Raw genomic sequence first — 16,816 nt, 5'->3', positions numbered from 1 at the left:
CCGGGCGACTGAATTTTTTACATATTGCAACAAATCAGGAACATCGGCCAACTCTTTCCCGGCCCAATGACACTTTTTGCGCCCGTTTTGCCGCATCATCCGTGACACACCACTCAGGAACGAGGCATACGCGCAATAAAATCACGGAGAGCCGCAACAACCCGAGTTGCCGCTTTGCCATCCCATAGCTCAATCGGGGAAGCACCTCGCCTTAAGTCATATGGGTCACACTGTTCAATGGTGGAAATCATATTATCCAGCGTCACCAGTTTATTCGTCCCATGGGTGACAGTCACCGGACGTTCCGTCGTATCGCGCAGCGTAAAACAATCAACACCGAGATAACTGGTTTCTTCCTGTAGGCCGCCCGAATCCGTCACAACGAAACGGGCTGTCAAAATCAGACTGATAAAGCCCGCATAGGGCATCGGCTCGCACAGCTGTAAAGCTATCTGGGGATGGGATGGTCGCCACCCAATCAGACGAAGTGCGCTTTGTGTGCGTGGGTGAACAGGAAAGATAATCGGTTGGCGTTCGGCCAGTTTTTCAAGTTCAGCCATGATCGCAATCAGGCGTTTGGGATCATCAACGTTTTCCGGGCGATGCAATGTTACCAGCCCGTAGCCATCGCGTTCCAACCCCAATGCGTGACACATCCGGGCGGCGTCAATAGCCGGGCGTTGGCGTTCCAGACTGTCGATCATGATGTTACCAACACGCACGATGCGGTCCATCGCAATCCCTTCGTGGATCAGGTTTTGATCTGCATCCGGGGATGGTGTCAGCAACAGGTCCGACAAATGGTCTATTTCAATGCGGTTGGTTTCTTCGATCATGCGCGCATCAAAACTGCGCAAGCCTGCTTCGAGGTGGATCAGGGGAATTGCCAATTCATGGGCAACCGTCGCACAGGCAAGAGCGGAGCTAACATCCCCGACGACCAAAACGGCGTCGGGTCGGTCCGCCTGACACAGCGCCTTATAGGCTGCCCTCATTGCATCGTTTGGGAAAGATGGACGTTCTGTGGTCTGGCCTGCGTCCAAGGGCATCAGATGATCGTCCGGTGCGGGCAGACCAAGGTCACGCCAGACCTCGGACGACATGGCAGAATTTGTGTGCTGGCCCGTATGAACAAAGACCGGCGCAATGTCTGACGTATCTTTTAGCGCATGCCAAAGTGGGGCAATTTTCATGAAGTTCGGGCGCGCACCGGCAATCAGATGAAGCTTTGCGGGTCTATGAACCGTCCCCATAAGCGCACCCAGATCAAAACAGCTTCGGCGGGGCATCCCCGCGTTCTTCGCTTTGCAATTCCAAAAGCGCGTTGTTGTAGGCCATCATCGCATCCTTTTCATGGACGAAACCGATCATTTGGCGTTCTTGATCATCATCGAGAACCGGCAAATGTTCTTCGCCGGTTTCTTCCATTAAACGAACGGCTTTTTCGATGCTATCGGTGCGATAAAGCACTGGTGGCTTGGAACGCGCAACCTGGCCCGCCGTCACTTCATCGCCCAGATTGAGATCAAACGCCGCGTGGCGCAAATCGGTCAGTGTGATCGTGCCGTGCAGCTTTCCGTTTTCGTCAACGACAAACAGTTCGGAATAAGGCGCATTAATCAGCTTTTCGCGCACGGCTGGCAGGCCGTCCGTCAGGGGAACTGTTTCGTATTCGCGTTTCATGATGTCAGCGACCTTCATCATGCGCAGAAGGTTGACCTCCCGGCCCCAGCGGGTCGAAAGGCCGCGACATTTAAGCTGCCACTGGAAGAACGAACCGCCATTGAACTGATCCATGATCACCGATGCCAGAACGGACGCCAACATCACTGCGACCGTTAATTCATAATCGCCGGTCAGCTCAAAGATGATCAGGGTTGTCGAAATCGGTGCGCCCAGAACGGCGGCCGCCACCGCCCCCATCCCGACAAGGGTATAGGCCCCATGCCCGGACGACAGATCAGGAAACACATGGGTCGCAAAAATACCAAACGCGCCGCCCAACATCGCCCCAAGGAACAAGGACGGACTAAACATGCCGCCGGCAAAACCAAGCCCCATACAGATCGCAACGACAAAAGCCTTGGCAAACAACAAACCGATCAGGAAAGCCAAGCTATAGGCTTCATACAGCGCATCATTCATTGCACCGTAGCCAACCCCAAAGACTTGTGGGAAGCCAAGGCCAACAACGCCAACAATCAAGCCGGCAATTGCCGGACGCAGCCAAAGCGGTGCGCGCCCCCGATCAGCAACCTTTTGCACAACGGCGATAGCGCGCACAGTCAGCATTGCCGCAACCCCGGCCAAAAGGCCCAACAGGGCGAAGGCCGGGAATTCCCAGAATGACTGGATTTCATGGGACGGAATTAAAAAGGCAACGTCGGAACCATAATAAAGACGCGTAATCACAGTCCCCATCACCGATGACATGACAATCGGTGCAAATGAGGTCCGGGCATAGTGACCAAGGGCGACTTCATGGGCAAAGAACACCCCGGCCAATGGCGCATTAAAAGAGGCCGCCACCGCCGATGCCACACCACATCCCAAAAGCGTTCGCGCAGCACTGCGGCGTAGATGCAGGATACGCGCAAGCCATGCGCCAAAGGATGCCCCCATATGGACAACCGGCCCTTCACGGCCAAGCGATGCCCCGCTGCCCAGTGACACCGCACTGGCAAGCGCACTTTTGATCCCGCAGCGCGTCGACATGCGCGCATCGTGAAAGGACGCTGCATCAATCACATCGGCCACACCATGCGCCCGCCGTTCGGGTAGAAACTTGTAAATGAAAATACCGACCAAAAGCCCACCCGCCGTCGGGCCAAGGATCAGATGCCAGTTGCTCAGTCCCTTCATATGCTCATGAAGGGACTCTTCACCCCAGCCATAGACAAATGACTGCACAAGTAAAATCCCGTCGCGAAACAGGATTGTCCCGCCGCCAGCCAAGGCACCAACCGCCAAGGCCAGTATCGACAAAACCAATTGCTCGCTTTTAGCCAAACGGCGCATGCGGCTGAGCAAAATATTTGATTTGATAAGTTTTTCAGCCATTTCCGCAACACCGGCGAGCAAATATTGAAAGAACAAGGATCATAGGATCGGTGATTGCTGCGAATAAAGGGTAAAGACCGTAAACACCATGTCTAATTTAGCGTTATGGCATCACCGGCAGCATATATTTTGCGTTTTATGGCGTCGCGCTATTTGGCAGGAAAACACGCATGGCCGCATCGCGTGTTTCAAAAAACGATCATTGCCATCTATAAGTGAAATACGCCATGCTGTGGCCTGCAAACGCAGATATAACTGCGCCACCCCAAACCGTTTCTACGGAATTTCGAATTATGAATGAACCTCAACCAACGGGTGCCCCTCCGGCGCGTCCGCTGCCCGGATTTGCTGAATTTGTCTGCCTGATGGCGATCACCATCGGGCTTGTCGCCCTTTCAATTGATAACCTTTTGCCTGCCTTTGGCCCGATCGCCGACGATTTTGGCATTGAAGACGGCAATCGCATGCAGTTGCTGATTTATGTCTTTATGATCGCCTTTGGCCTGATGCAGATTGTGTATGGCCCGCTTGCCGACAGTTTTGGCCGTCGTCCAACGCTCATTGTCGGACTGGGCATATATTGCGTTGGCACGATCATGGCGATCTTTGCTGACAGCTACGACCATTTGCTGATCGCCCGCTTTGTTCAGGGGCTTGGAGCCGCGGCACCACGCGTTCTGACCATGGCAATCACGCGTGACTGTTTTGAAGGTCGGGAAATGGCCCGTGTCATGTCTTTTGTCATGATGGTGTTTATTATCCTTCCGGTATTTGCACCGGCATCGGGCAGCCTGATCCTTGCGCTTGCCAACTGGCATATGATTTTTGTCAGCACGCTGGTTCTGGCGATTGCCATTGCCTGCTGGTACATGCTGCGTATGCCCGAAACCCTGCATCCGGAATACCGTCACAAATTATCCGTCCGCCGGATTGCACGGGACATTAAAACCACGGTCACCAATCGTCAGACGCTTGGTTATTCAACCGCAATGGGAATGATGTTTGCCTGCCTGATGGCCTATATCGGTTCCGCCCAGCAGATATTTGAGACGGAAGTCTATGGTCTTGGCGTTTGGTTCCCGCTGGCGTTTGGCATGATCGCAGCCTGCATGAGTTTTTCGTCGTTCGTTAATGCGCGACTGGTGCGTAAGCTTGGTATGCGCAAAATCTCGCACGTTGCACTCTTTGTCATGGCGCTTAGCAGCCTGATCAATGTTGTGATTGCGATTGCCTTTGATGGCCAACCACCCCTTCCGGTGTTTGGCATTGGTTTGACGGTGACATTGTTCTGCTTCTCGTTGACCATGCCCAACTTCAATTCGCTGGCGATGGAGCCAGTTGGTGCGATTGCAGGAACCGCATCTTCGATGATTGGTGTTTACAGCACGATCATTGGTGTGGTTGCCGGTGGCATCATCGGCCAGCAATTTAACGGGACCGTTACCCCGCTTGTCGGCGGCTACCTGTCACTTGCGCTGATTGGTATTTTGATTGTTGGCATCACAGAACGAGGTCGTTTCATGGAAACGACAAGATAAACTGAGACTAGACAACCTGAGACTGGATAAACTGAGGCTGGCACCATTTTCATCCGGCCCCAGAGAACGTAAAAACCCCGCAGAGTGCAGTCTGCGGGGTTTTTCATTGCGACCGGTTGGGCTTTACGCCCGACGCGGATCGTAATTCAGGTTCGGTGCCAACCAACGTTCGGCCTCGGTCATGGTCATGCCTTTACGTTCGGCATAACTTTCGACCTGATCGCGTTCGATCTTGCCAAGGCCAAAATATTTGGCTTCGGGGTGGGCGAAATAGAACCCGCTTACCGACGATGCCGGGGTCATGGCACAGCTTTCGGTCAATTCAACGCCGACATTTTTATTGGCATCAAGCAGCTGCCACAACGTGCGTTTCTCGGTATGTTCTGGGCAGGCCGGATAGCCCGGCGCCGGACGGATACCGCGATATTTTTCCGAAATCAGATCGTCATTGGCCAGCGTTTCATCCGACGCATAGCCCCAAAGGTCCTTACGCACATGTTCATGCATGCGTTCGGCAAAGGCTTCGGCGAAACGGTCCCCCAAAGCCTTAACCAAGATCGCATTGTAATCGTCATGCTCGGCTTCAAGCTTGGAAGCGATTTCTTCAACCTGCGGACCGGCGGTGACGACAAAGCCGCCGATATAGTCGGTTTTGCCGCTGTCTTTTGGTGCGATGTAATCAGCAAGTGCGCGGTTCGGACGTTTGTTGTTCTCGCGGAACATCTGTTGACGTAAGGTCCGCAGCATCACCGGTTCATTGTGATCAGGTGCCGGGGTTACCTCGATATCGTCATCGACCGAGTTGGCCGGCCAGATGCCCACAACAGCGCGCGGCTTGAACCATTTTTCATCAACAATGCGTTTGAGCATCGCCTGCGCGTCTTCATAAAGGCTGCGCGCGGTTTCACCGACTTTTTCGTCCTTGAGAATATCAGGGAACCGACCATGCAATTCCCAGGTTTCAAAGAACGGCTTCCAGTCAAAGCGCGACACCAGTTCGGCCAGATCGAAATCTTCAAACACGGTAATGCCGGGTTTTGCCGGAGCAGGAACGTCATAGGCGTCCCAATCAAGTTGCACCTTGTTGGCACGTGCATGGCCAATCGCAAAACGCTTTTTCTGCAACTGCTGGGCCGCGTGCTTTTCCGCCATGGCAAGATACTCAGAACGAAGATCCGCGGTAAACTGCTCGCGGCGGGTTTCTGACACGAGATTGCTAGCAACGCCCACCGCACGCGACGCATCAATCACGTAGACCACTGCGTTGTTATAATTCGGTGCGATCTTAACGGCGGTATGAACCTTGGACGTTGTCGCCCCGCCAATCAAAAGCGGGATGTTCAAACCCTCACGCTCCATCTCGGCTGCGACATATGTCATTTCTTCGAGTGATGGCGTGATCAGACCCGACAACCCGATCATATCAACCTTCTCGGCCTTGGCCGTTTCGATGATTTTCTGGGTGGGGACCATCACACCAAGGTCAAGAACCTCGAAGTTGTTACATTGCAGAACCACACCAACGATGTTTTTGCCGATGTCATGGACATCGCCCTTTACCGTGGCGAGCAGGATCTTGCCGTTGGTTTCGCGCACCCCGTCTTTTTCTTCTTCGATGAACGGGATCAGATAGGCCACTGCCTTTTTCATCACACGGGCCGATTTCACGACCTGCGGCAAGAACATCTTACCCGCGCCAAACAGGTCACCAACGATGTTCATGCCATCCATCAAGGGGCCTTCGATGACGTGAAGGGGGCGCTCGGCCTGCTGGCGGGCTTCTTCGGCATCTTCTTCGGCGAACTCGGCAATGCCGTTGATCAAGGCATGGGCCAACCGCTCATTGACTGGTTTTTTGCGCCATTCAAGATCGGCCTTTTTTTCTGGCCCGCCCGTACCTTTGTATTTGTCCGCAACTTCCAGCAAACGGTCGGTCGCATCCGAACGACGGTTCAGGATGACGTCTTCAACCCGTTCACGCAGTTCTTCGGGGATTTGTTCATAGACCACAAGCTGACCGGCATTAACGATGCCCATATCCATGCCCGCCTGGGTGGCATAATACAGGAACACCGAATGCATGGCTTCGCGGACCGGGTTGTTGCCACGGAAGGAGAACGATACGTTCGACACACCGCCGGAAATCTTGGCATAGGGCAAGCGCGCCTTGATCAGCTTACAGGCTTCGATGAAATCAACGGCATAGTTGTCGTGTTCTTCGATGCCGGTTGCCACCGCAAAGATGTTGGGATCGAAAATGATATCTTCTGGCGGGAAGCCTACCTGATCGACCAGCACCCGGTAACTGCGTTCACAAATCTCGATCTTGCGATCAACCGTGTCGGCCTGACCTTTTTCATCAAAGGCCATGACAACCACAGCCGCACCATAACGGCGCAGCATTTTGGCCTGTGCGATAAAGGGTTCGTCGCCTTCTTTCAGGCTGATCGAGTTAACGATCCCCTTGCCTTGAAGACATTTAAGCCCGGCCTCAATGACATTCCATTTTGAACTGTCAACCATGATCGGCACACGCGAGATGTCTGGCTCGGCAGCGATCAAATTGATGAATTTGACCATCGCCGTTTCAGCATCAAGCATGGCATCGTCCATGTTGATATCGATGATCTGCGCACCATTTTCGACCTGCTGACGGGCGACTTCAAGGGCTGCATCATAGTCTTCGTCGACAATCAGCTTCTTGAACTTAATCGAGCCCGCAACGTTGGTACGTTCGCCGATATTGATGAATCTTGAAATGTCACTCATGGGTCTGTTCGATCTCTTTTTCGCACTCAATATCAGGTTTATGCAGCGTCGAACGGCTCAAGGCCGGACAAGCGCATTTTCGGCTCAATCTTTGGCAACGGACGCGGTTTGGACTGACCAACCGCATCGGAAATCGCCTTGATATGCGGCGGGGTCGTGCCACAGCAACCGCCCAAAAGATTGATCATGCCACTATCGGCCCATTCTTTGACCAGTTCGGCCATTTCCGAATCGGTCTGGTCATACTCACCAAACTCGTTGGGAAGCCCTGCATTGGGATAAACCGAAACGCGGCATTCAGCAATGCGCGATAGTTCCTGAACGTAGGGGCGCAGCTGTGCGGCACCTAATGCGCAGTTAAGGCCGATCGAGAACGGCTTGGCATGACGAACAGAGTTATAGAATGCCTCTGTCGTCTGCCCCGAAAGGGTGCGGCCAGATGCATCGGTAATCGTTCCCGAAATCATGATCGGAACGTCTTCGCCACGTTCTTCCAGAACTTCGTCAATCGCAAACAAAGCCGCCTTGGCATTAAGCGTATCGAAAATGGTTTCCACCAAAAGCGTATCCGCCCCGCCGTCCAAAAGACCGTTTACCGCTTCTTTGTAGGCTGTGCGCAACTGATCAAAACTGATGGCTCGGAACCCCGGATTATTCACATCTGGCGACATGGATGCGGTCCGGTTGGTCGGGCCAATCGCACCATTTACAAACCGCACATCACCGGGATGGGCGGCTTCCCATTCATCGCAGGCCGCGCGCGCAATCTTGGCACTTTCGAAATTGATCTCGTAGGCGAGATCTTCCATGGCGTAATCGGCCTGGGCAATTGTCGTCGCGCTGAATGTGTTGGTTCCGTTCAAATCGGCACCGGCCGCGATATATTGCAGATGAATATCCTTGATGATGTCAGGCTGGGTCAGTGACAGCAGATCGTTATTGCCTTTGACGTCCTGTTTCCAATCAGCAAACCGTTCACCGCGATAATCATCCTCGGTCAGGGTGTGCTTCTGGATCATGGTGCCCATGGCGCCATCAAGGATCAAAATCTTGTTTTCAGCCCGTTTGCGCAGCAGGGCAATGCGTTCCTTGCGATCATTCATCATCTTTATCCAGTCATTTTTATCATGCGTTGCAATTGGCGTGCAGAGTTCAGGCAACAGCCTGTTCTGTTCCGCGAATGCCCAGCGCATGACAGATGGCATAGGTCAACTCGGCTCGGTTCAGGGTATAGAAGTGGAAATCGGTCACGCCTTCTTTCATCAACCCTTCAACCTGTGAAATGGCTTCGTGGAATGCAACCATACGGCGCGTGTCGGGATCATCATCAAGTCCATCAAACCGCCAATGGAAGCGTTTTGGTACATCCGCACCACACATCTTGGCAAATCTCAGAAGCGACCCGAAATTGGTCACCGGCAAAATACCCGGAACGATCGGCGCGGTAATCCCCGCTGCCTGACATTTATCACGGAACCGAAGATACGTTTCGTTATCAAAGAAAAACTGTGTAATCGCCCGGTTGGCCCCGGCATCAAGTTTGCGCTTCAGATAGTCAATTTCAAAATCCGCACTGGGCGCATCGGGATGCATTTCAGGATAAGCCGAAACCGAAATATCGAAATCCGCAATTTCCTTTAACCCGGCAACCAGATCGGCCGCATAGTCATACCCCCCCGGTGTCGGTACATATGTATCACCGGCATCGGGCAAATCCCCACGAAGGGCCACGATGGATCGAATGCCTTCGTCCCAGTATTTGCGCGCAATCTGTTCGATTTCCTGTTTGGTATGTCCCACACAGGTCAGATGGGCGGCGGCCGGAATACCGGTTTCGCCCTGAATGCGCGTCACACTGCTGTGTGTGCGGTCACGGGTGGTTCCACCTGCCCCATAGGTCACGGACACGAATGACGGGCTTAATGGCGCAAGCCGATGGATGGATCGCCACATGGTTTCTTCCATCTTCTCCGTTTTCGGGGGGAAGAATTCGAACGAAACCCGCAGGTCATTTTTTGCTGCCGTATTGTTTTGTGCCGTCATCATATCAATCCTGTCTTCACGTTCCCTTGGCCAGGTCTTTATTATAGGACTGGGCCTTTACTATTTCGGGGCAGGCTGCGGATCATTCCGCCGCCTTGTGTGTTTTTTGTTTTGCTGTTTCCATATCTGCCCTGGCAGACCAGATCCGCACGGTTAGCGGCTTGCCCGGCAGGCTTATGACATCGTCAGGGGCAAGTTCACATGCGCGAAACCACGTACTAATTGCCGCATCATCAAACCCCAGACGTCGGTGTGCGTGTTCTTCGCGCAGTTCTTCACGGTCGTGGGATGCGAAATCGACCACAACCAGACGCCCGCCGGGGGCCAGAACACGTGATGCTTCGTCAATTGCTGCTTCGGGTTTTTCTGCAAAATGCAGGACCTGATGCAAGATCACGATGTCAAACATGCCGCCGGGATAGGGCAATTGATACATGTCGGCCTGACGGACCAAACAATTTGAAAGGTCAGCACGTTGCAAACGCGCACGCGCAACCGCCAACATCTCACGCGACATGTCAACGCCAACGCCTTCTTCCGCACTGCGCCCCAGCAGTTCAAGAATGCGACCGGTGCCCGTACCGACATCAAGAATCCGTCCACCAGCAAGATCACCGACGGCATCAAGCAATGCCTTTTCGACCACGGCCTCGTCAACGTGGAGCGACCGGATACGATCCCAATCTTTCGCATTGGCCCGAAAATACTCGGTCGCGATCTGTTCGCGTTGGACCTTAACCTGATCCAGGCGGGCCCGATCAAGTGACAGCGTTTCATCATCCACGGGAAGGAGATCAAGTATCGGCCTGACCAAATCTGCACCCGCACTATTATGCGGGGTACGATAGAATACCCAAGTTCCTTCACGGAATCGGACAAGCAGCCCGGCTTCGCATAACAATTTTAGATGCCGGGACACGCGTGGCTGGCTTTGACCGATGATCTGAGTGATTTCGCTCACGGTCAGTTCGCACTCGGCACAAATCGCTAACAGACGAAGCCTTGTTGCTTCGGCCGCCGCGCGCAATCTTGCCAGAACCTGTTCCATAGCAACGCCTCCCGTTCACGAAAGACAGATATAAAGATATATTTATATCTACTCAAGCCCTATTTTCCTGTCCAAAAGGGGTATGGCAAAAAAGCCACACCAAAAAAGACGTTGATCCTTTTCAATTTTTTGTTCGCTAGCGTTTAAATTCACCCTATGCTACCCACATGGATATTCGAGGCGAAGGCACGACACGACGCCCTTCTTGAGCAGGAAGTAGGTCGGGTTGCGTTTTTTGTGTTTCTGACACAAAAGCGTCGGCGAATTGGGGACAGTGTACGTATCGAACATCGGTTGGCTAAAAATAATGAAGTTTCGAAATCTTCTTTCACTTTGTGCTGTCGGGTCTCTGTCGTTTTTGGCGGCTTGTGCCTCAACACAACCAGCACAGGACATGAGTGATTACGACCCGATCGAACCAGTAAACCGTGTTGTTCATGGCGTGAACGGTGCAGTTGACTTCATGGTTCTGTATCCTGCTGCAATGTGGTACCGCGACATTGCACCACAACCCGTTAAAACAGCTGTCGGAAGTTTCGTGCGCAACCTGAATGAACCGTTGAACTCCTTGAACGCATTTTTGCAAGGTGATCCGGATCAGGGTGCAGCTTCTCTGCAGCGTTTCATCATGAACTCCACACTTGGTTTGTTGGGCTTCAATGACGTTGCTGCAGATTTCGGCATTGAATATCGCCGCGAAGATTTCGGCCAAACCCTTGCCCATTATGGCATTGGTGGCGGCCCTTACATTGTGTTGCCGCTGCTTGGCCCATCGAACCTGCGTGACACGACAGGCATCGCCGTTGATTACGTCGCCAATCCGTTGACTTGGGGCGCTGAAAACAGCGACACAATCAATGCCATTTACTGGGGTGGATTGGGCGCGACTGCATTGCATGCACGCTACAGCACGATTAATCAGCTCAATGAACTGCAGAAATCGTCAATCGACTATTACGCAGCTTTGCGCAGCCTGTATCGCCAGCAGCGAAACACGGCCATCCGCAACGGCACACCATCGCCGATCTCGGAAGTCGAAGATGAAAGCGCATCTTTTGATTTCGATGAAGCGGTAGAAGCCGCCAGCGAATAAATGATAGCCATGCTGAAAAACAAATTCGCCATTCCCGCCGCCACAGCAGTTCTTGCTTTGGCGGCGGCGTGGCCTTTGACAGTGAATGCTGCAAATAACACCTCTGTTGAAGTTGTTGAGATCGCGGCAGAACAAAGTGCATCAGAAGTTATTCAAGCACTTGCCGATCAGGCACTTGCCGACCTGACCGATCAGACCCTTCCTGACGACGTACGCCGTAAGAAATTTGTTGCTCTTATGGATCGTTACTTTGAAATGGATGTGGTGTCGCGCTTTGTTCTTGGTCGCTACTGGCGGTCAATTTCCCAAGAAGAAATCAGCAACTTTGCCACCCTTCTGCAAAACTATCTGGCCTTGAACTATGCCAACCAGTTCAAGGAACTTAATGGTGAGCAGTTTGTCGTCGGTAACGAGACACAAAACAACAAAGACACGTTCGTTAATTCCCAATTTGTCCGCCCTGATGGTCCTCCGGTGAGCATCGTCTGGCGCATGCGCGAATTTGAAAACGAATTCAAGATCATTGATGTGTCGATTGAAGGCTTAAGCATGGGCATTACCCAGCGCGACGAGTTTACATCTGTCATTCAACAGAATGGCGATGATGTCAGCGCACTGACCAAGGCGCTTAAGGCAAAAACCGGCCTCTAATAAACATTCGCTTTGCGATCTGGATATCAAGGTAAAGCCACCACCTTCGGGTTGGTGGCTTTTTCTCTGCTGAAATCACACGCCCCCAAGTACATAAGAAAAAGGCCACCCGAAGGTGGCCTTTTGTCATTCAAACCCGTTGCGCGCGAGTTAGCGGGTCAACGGTTTGTATTTGATGCGGTGTGGGCGGTCGGCCTGATCACCATAGCGGCGTTTATAATCCGCTTCATATTCCTGATAGTTGCCTTCGAACCATTCGACATGCGAATTGCCTTCGTAGGCCAGAATGTGGGTGGCGATACGGTCAAGGAAGAAACGATCGTGCGAGATAACCACGGCACAACCGGCAAATTCCAGTAAGCCTTCTTCAAGCGCACGGAGCGTATCAACGTCAAGGTCGTTGGTCGGCTCATCGAGCAGCAGTACGTTCGAGCCAGATTTCAGCATCTTGGCAAGATGAACACGGTTACGTTCACCACCGGAAAGCTGACCGACTTTTTTCTGCTGGTCGCTACCTTTGAACGCAAACTGCGACACATAAGCACGCGAGCTCATCGGGCGTTTCGCCAGAAGAATCTCGTCAAGGCCATCTGAAACTTCCTGCCAGACGGTCTTGTTGGGATCAAGTGAGGCACGCGACTGATCGACATAGCCCATCTTGACCGTTTCACCGATCTTCAACGTCCCGGAATCCGGGGTATCATTGCCGGTCAGCATCTGGAACAGGGTGGTTTTACCCGCACCGTTCGGACCGATCACACCAACAATGCCGCCCGGCGGCAGACGGAAGTGCAAATCATCAAACAGAAGTTTGTCGCCAAATGCCTTGGTCAGGCCCTCGGCGGTGATAACTTCGGTACCAAGACGTTCGGCAATCGGAATAACGATCTTGGTTGAGTCCGGCACCGCCTTGGCGGCTTCGGCGACGAGGTCGTCATAAGCACGCACACGGGCCTTGGATTTTGCCTGACGGCCTTTCGGGTTCTGACGGATCCAGTCAAGTTCAGTCGCAAGCTGTTTCTGACGGCTGCCTTCCTGACGGGCTTCCTGGGCAAGACGTTTCTGTTTCTGTTCCAGCCAGGACGAATAGTTGCCTTCGTACGGGATGCCCTGACCACGGTCGAGTTCAAGAATCCAGCCGGTAACGTTATCGAGGAAGTAACGATCGTGGGTCACCAGAACGACGGTACCCTGATAATCTTCCAGATGACGTTCAAGCCACGCAACCGATTCTGCATCCAAGTGGTTGGTCGGTTCGTCAAGCAGCAGAATGTCAGGCTTGTCCAACAGAAGACGGCAAAGCGCAACACGGCGGCGTTCACCACCCGAAAGCTTGTTAACGTCTGCGTCTTTCGGCGGGCAGCGCAATGCGTCCATGGCGATATCAAGCGTCCGCTCGAGATCCCAGCCATTGGCGGCATCGATGCGTTCCTGAAGTTCGCCCTGCTCTGTGAGAAGGTTCGTCATCTCGTCGTCGGTCATCGGTTCGCCGAACGACATGCTGATTTCGTTAAAGCGTGCCAGATCATCAACAATCTGACCACAGCCTTCCATCACGTTGCCAAGCACATCCTTCTCAGGATTAAGGTGCGGTTCCTGTTCAAGATAACCAACACGAACACCTTCGGCTGGCCATGCTTCGCCGCCGTAATCCTTTTCGATGCCCGCCATGATTTTAAGCAGGGTCGATTTACCTGCACCGTTGTTCCCGAGAACACCGATTTTTACGCCGGGCAGGAAGGACAGTGTAATGCCCTTGAAAAGTTCGCGACCGCCCGGAAGGATCTTGGTCAGGTCCTTCATGACGTAGATATACTGGTAGGATGCCATTAAATTCCCCATCCAAAAATGTCGTTGGGTCCGACCACACCGGATCGGAAAACTACGGTACGCAATCTGCGCGCACCTGAAATACTTTGCCCGTTTGTAACCGACCGGCCTTCTACAAACAACTTCAAACCGCGCAAGATACAAAGCAAACAGCAGTGGCCATGCCAGAAGGGGTAAAACACGTCCCCCAATTCCGCCTATAAACGCACGCCAGTTCAGCAAAAATGCCCCACGACGCGAGGACATTCGATGTCTTTTAACGTCGCACGGCATTAACTTTGGCGATGAAATCGTGCATTTACACCCCGCAAAACAAACTTTATGCGTTTATTAGGCTGGAAAAATACACGCCATGATGCACTGCAATGTAAATGGCAAAGCGCTGTGATTTTGTTCATGTTTTTCATTTTTTTCAGCATCTTGCAGTCCAATTTTTCCCATTCTCATACGACTAATGATTAGCTTATGGACGCTATCGAAAACTGGTATCGGATTTTAGTGCCATAATTGGATGATTGCGCCATGACGGCACCGATTACAGGCCGCCGACCGAAAACAACATAACCAAGACGTCGGCAGAGGAAATTGTCATTTCTAGGAAGGAGACGCGCGATGAATGACCAAAGCGCAGCCTACTGGAAGAGAAACGTGAAACTGGTCGCAACCTTGTTGGTGATCTGGTTCATCGTTTCCTACGGTTTCGGCATTTTGTTTGTCGACGCCCTTAATACGATCGAAATAGCGGGCTTCCAGCTTGGTTTCTGGTTTGCCCAACAGGGGTCCATCTATGTCTTTGTCGCATTGATTTTCGTCTATGTGGCCAAGATGAACAAACTGGACCGTGAATTCGGCGTTCATGAAGACGACGATTGACGCTTGATCTGGGGAGACAGACAAGATGGATCTTACCACCCTTACCTACATCGCCGTTGGTCTGAGTTTCGCGCTGTATATCGGCATCGCGATCTGGGCCAAGGCAAGCACCACCGGCGAATTTTATGTCGCTGGCAAGGGCGTTAACCCGGTCGTCAATGGCATGGCGACCGCAGCAGACTGGATGTCTGCTGCTTCCTTCATCTCAATGGCCGGCCTGATTGCCTTTCTTGGCTATGGCGGCTCGGTCTATCTGATGGGCTGGACCGGCGGCTACTGCCTGCTGGCGATGCTGCTAGCACCGTACTTGCGCAAATATGGCAAGTTTACCGTGCCGGAATTTATCGGTGACCGTTACTATTCCAAAACAGCCCGTATTGTTGCTGTGATCTGCCTGATCTTTATTTCGTTTACCTATGTGGCAGGCCAGATGCGTGGCGTTGGGATCGTATTTTCGCGCTTCCTTGAAGTCGAACTTATTACCGGTCTGGTTGTCGGTATGGGTATCGTCTTCATCTATGCCGTTCTTGGCGGCATGAAAGGTATTACCTATACTCAGGTTGCTCAGTATTGCGTCCTAATTGTTGCCTATACCATTCCGGCAATCTTTATCGCATTCCAGTTGACCGGCAACCCGTTGCCCCAACTGGCATTCGGCTCCACGATCAATGGCACGGGCGAATTCATGCTTGAACGCCTCAACAGTGTCGTGACCGAACTTGGCTTCCTTGAATACACAACAACCAACAAATCGACGATCGACATCTTTGCCATCACACTTGCATTGATGGTCGGTACGGCCGGTTTGCCACACGTTATCGTGCGTTTCTTCACTGTCCCAAAAGTACGTGATGCACGTTCGTCGGCAGGTTGGGCGTTGGTTTTCATCGCACTGCTTTACACCACTGCACCGGCAGTTGGTGCAATGGCACGCCTGAACCTGACCGAAACCATCCAGCCTGGCGAAGTTGGTGCAGAAGACGGCAATCTGTCCTACGAAGAACGCCCGGACTGGATGAAACGCTGGGAAACCACCGGTCTTCTATCGTTTGAAGACAAAAACGGTGATGGCCGTATCCAGTACTACAATGATGCCAACGCAGACTTCGCGACCAAAGCAGCCGAATATGGCTGGGCCGGGAACGAGTTGACCGTTGACCGTGACATCATGGTTCTGGCCAACCCGGAAATCGCACAGTTGCCAAACTGGGTGATTGCACTGGTTGCCGCCGGCGGCATTGCAGCTGCACTGTCGACGGCTGCGGGTCTGCTGCTGGTGATTTCGTCTGGTGTGTCCCATGACCTTCTTAAAGGGACATTCACGCCTGACATGACGGAAGGCCAAGAACTTATGGCCGGGCGTATTGCGGCGGCCGCGGCCATCGTGATCGCGGGTTATCTTGGCTACAACCCGCCGGGCTTTGTGGCACAGGTTGTGGCATTTGCCTTTGGTCTTGCGGCAGCATCGCTTTTCCCGGTTATCATCATGGGGATTTTCTCCAAGAAGGTGAACCGCGAAGGTGCCATTGCCGGGATGCTGGTCGGCCTGATCTTCACCATGGGCTATATCATGGCCTATAAAGGGATCTTTATCCCGGTCATGATCGAAAACGTTGAGGCCAACTGGCTGTTCGGTATTTCGCCGGAAGGCATTGGTGTGGTTGGCATGTTGCTGAACTTTGCGGTGGCGTTTGGGGTATCGAAAGTTACCGCAGAACCGCCAGAGCATATCCAGCACATGATCGAAGATATCCGTGTCCCCAAAGGGGCCAGCGGTGCCGTCGACCATTAATCGGTCGGCAGGTTTGCTAAATTAAAATCTGTTGCAGGCCCCCGGATCATCGTTCTGATCGGTCCGGGGGCTTTTCTTTTACCGCTTTGTCAGGCAACAATAAATCCGAGCACTTCTTG

At 52.8% G+C, this 16,816-nt stretch carries 12 protein-coding genes; 5 read left to right on the top strand and 7 right to left on the bottom strand.

Annotated features, from left to right (window positions below; genetic code table 11):
- Positions 1-113 precede the first annotated feature (113 nt).
- Both wecB and K355_RS0121915 read right to left on the bottom strand, forming a co-directional pair.
- Positions 114-1,289, bottom strand: a complete 1,176-nt coding sequence (wecB, locus tag K355_RS0121920) for a non-hydrolyzing UDP-N-acetylglucosamine 2-epimerase (RefSeq protein ID WP_022734317.1) — start codon at positions 1,287-1,289, stop codon at positions 114-116.
- Entirely contained in the window at positions 1,267-3,060 is a 1,794-nt protein-coding gene (locus tag K355_RS0121915; RefSeq protein WP_028791865.1) for a chloride channel protein, read from the bottom strand. The genes wecB and K355_RS0121915 overlap by 23 nt, the downstream gene beginning before the upstream one ends.
- 293 nt (positions 3,061-3,353) lie before the next feature.
- Here K355_RS0121915 and K355_RS0121905 point away from each other — a divergent pair, with 293 nt between their 5' ends.
- Positions 3,354-4,598, top strand: coding sequence for a multidrug effflux MFS transporter (locus K355_RS0121905; protein WP_022734314.1), 1,245 nt, complete (start codon positions 3,354-3,356; stop codon positions 4,596-4,598).
- A gap of 123 nt (positions 4,599-4,721) precedes the next feature.
- On the opposite strand, the gene metH is transcribed toward K355_RS0121905, so the two are convergent.
- The 4 genes from metH to K355_RS0121885 form a co-directional block, all read right to left on the bottom strand.
- Complete coding sequence (gene metH, locus K355_RS0121900; RefSeq protein WP_022734313.1) at positions 4,722-7,367, bottom strand: methionine synthase; 2,646 nt, start codon at positions 7,365-7,367, stop codon at positions 4,722-4,724.
- Positions 7,368-7,405: 38 nt separating this feature from the next.
- Entirely contained in the window at positions 7,406-8,470 is a 1,065-nt protein-coding gene (locus tag K355_RS0121895; RefSeq protein ID WP_033369264.1) for a homocysteine S-methyltransferase family protein, read from the bottom strand.
- 49 nt (positions 8,471-8,519) lie between these two features.
- The gene (metF, locus tag K355_RS0121890; RefSeq protein ID WP_028791863.1) at positions 8,520-9,410 is read right to left on the bottom strand and encodes a methylenetetrahydrofolate reductase; all 891 of its coding nucleotides are present in this window, start codon (positions 9,408-9,410) and stop codon (positions 8,520-8,522) included.
- A gap of 82 nt (positions 9,411-9,492) precedes the next feature.
- Positions 9,493-10,458, bottom strand: coding sequence for an ArsR/SmtB family transcription factor (locus tag K355_RS0121885; protein WP_022734310.1), 966 nt, complete (start codon positions 10,456-10,458; stop codon positions 9,493-9,495).
- A gap of 394 nt (positions 10,459-10,852) precedes the next feature.
- Between K355_RS0121885 and K355_RS0121880 the strand changes: the two genes are divergently transcribed.
- Both K355_RS0121880 and K355_RS0121875 read left to right on the top strand, forming a co-directional pair.
- Positions 10,853-11,551 (top strand): MlaA family lipoprotein, encoded by a 699-nt coding sequence (locus K355_RS0121880; RefSeq protein ID WP_114091553.1) that lies wholly within the window; start codon positions 10,853-10,855, stop codon positions 11,549-11,551.
- A gap of 9 nt (positions 11,552-11,560) precedes the next feature.
- The gene (locus tag K355_RS0121875; RefSeq protein WP_028791861.1) at positions 11,561-12,202 is read left to right on the top strand and encodes an MlaC/ttg2D family ABC transporter substrate-binding protein; all 642 of its coding nucleotides are present in this window, start codon (positions 11,561-11,563) and stop codon (positions 12,200-12,202) included.
- A 150-nt stretch (positions 12,203-12,352) separates the two neighbouring features.
- Here K355_RS0121875 and ettA read toward each other — a convergent pair whose 3' ends face one another.
- Complete coding sequence (gene ettA, locus K355_RS0121870; RefSeq protein ID WP_022734307.1) at positions 12,353-14,032, bottom strand: energy-dependent translational throttle protein EttA; 1,680 nt, start codon at positions 14,030-14,032, stop codon at positions 12,353-12,355.
- Positions 14,033-14,644: 612 nt separating this feature from the next.
- On the opposite strand from ettA, the gene K355_RS0121860 reads away from it, so the two are divergent.
- Both K355_RS0121860 and K355_RS0121855 read left to right on the top strand, forming a co-directional pair.
- Positions 14,645-14,905 (top strand): DUF4212 domain-containing protein, encoded by a 261-nt coding sequence (locus K355_RS0121860; protein ID WP_022734306.1) that lies wholly within the window; start codon positions 14,645-14,647, stop codon positions 14,903-14,905.
- 25 nt (positions 14,906-14,930) lie between these two features.
- Complete coding sequence (locus K355_RS0121855; RefSeq protein WP_022734305.1) at positions 14,931-16,697, top strand: sodium:solute symporter family protein; 1,767 nt, start codon at positions 14,931-14,933, stop codon at positions 16,695-16,697.
- Positions 16,698-16,816: the final 119 nt, after the last annotated feature.

Origin of the sequence: Thalassospira lucentensis MCCC 1A00383 = DSM 14000 (assembly GCF_000421265.1) — a bacterium.
Taxonomy (GTDB): Bacteria; Pseudomonadota; Alphaproteobacteria; order Rhodospirillales; family Thalassospiraceae; genus Thalassospira; species Thalassospira lucentensis.
This window is presented reverse-complemented; position numbering and strand designations above follow the sequence as displayed.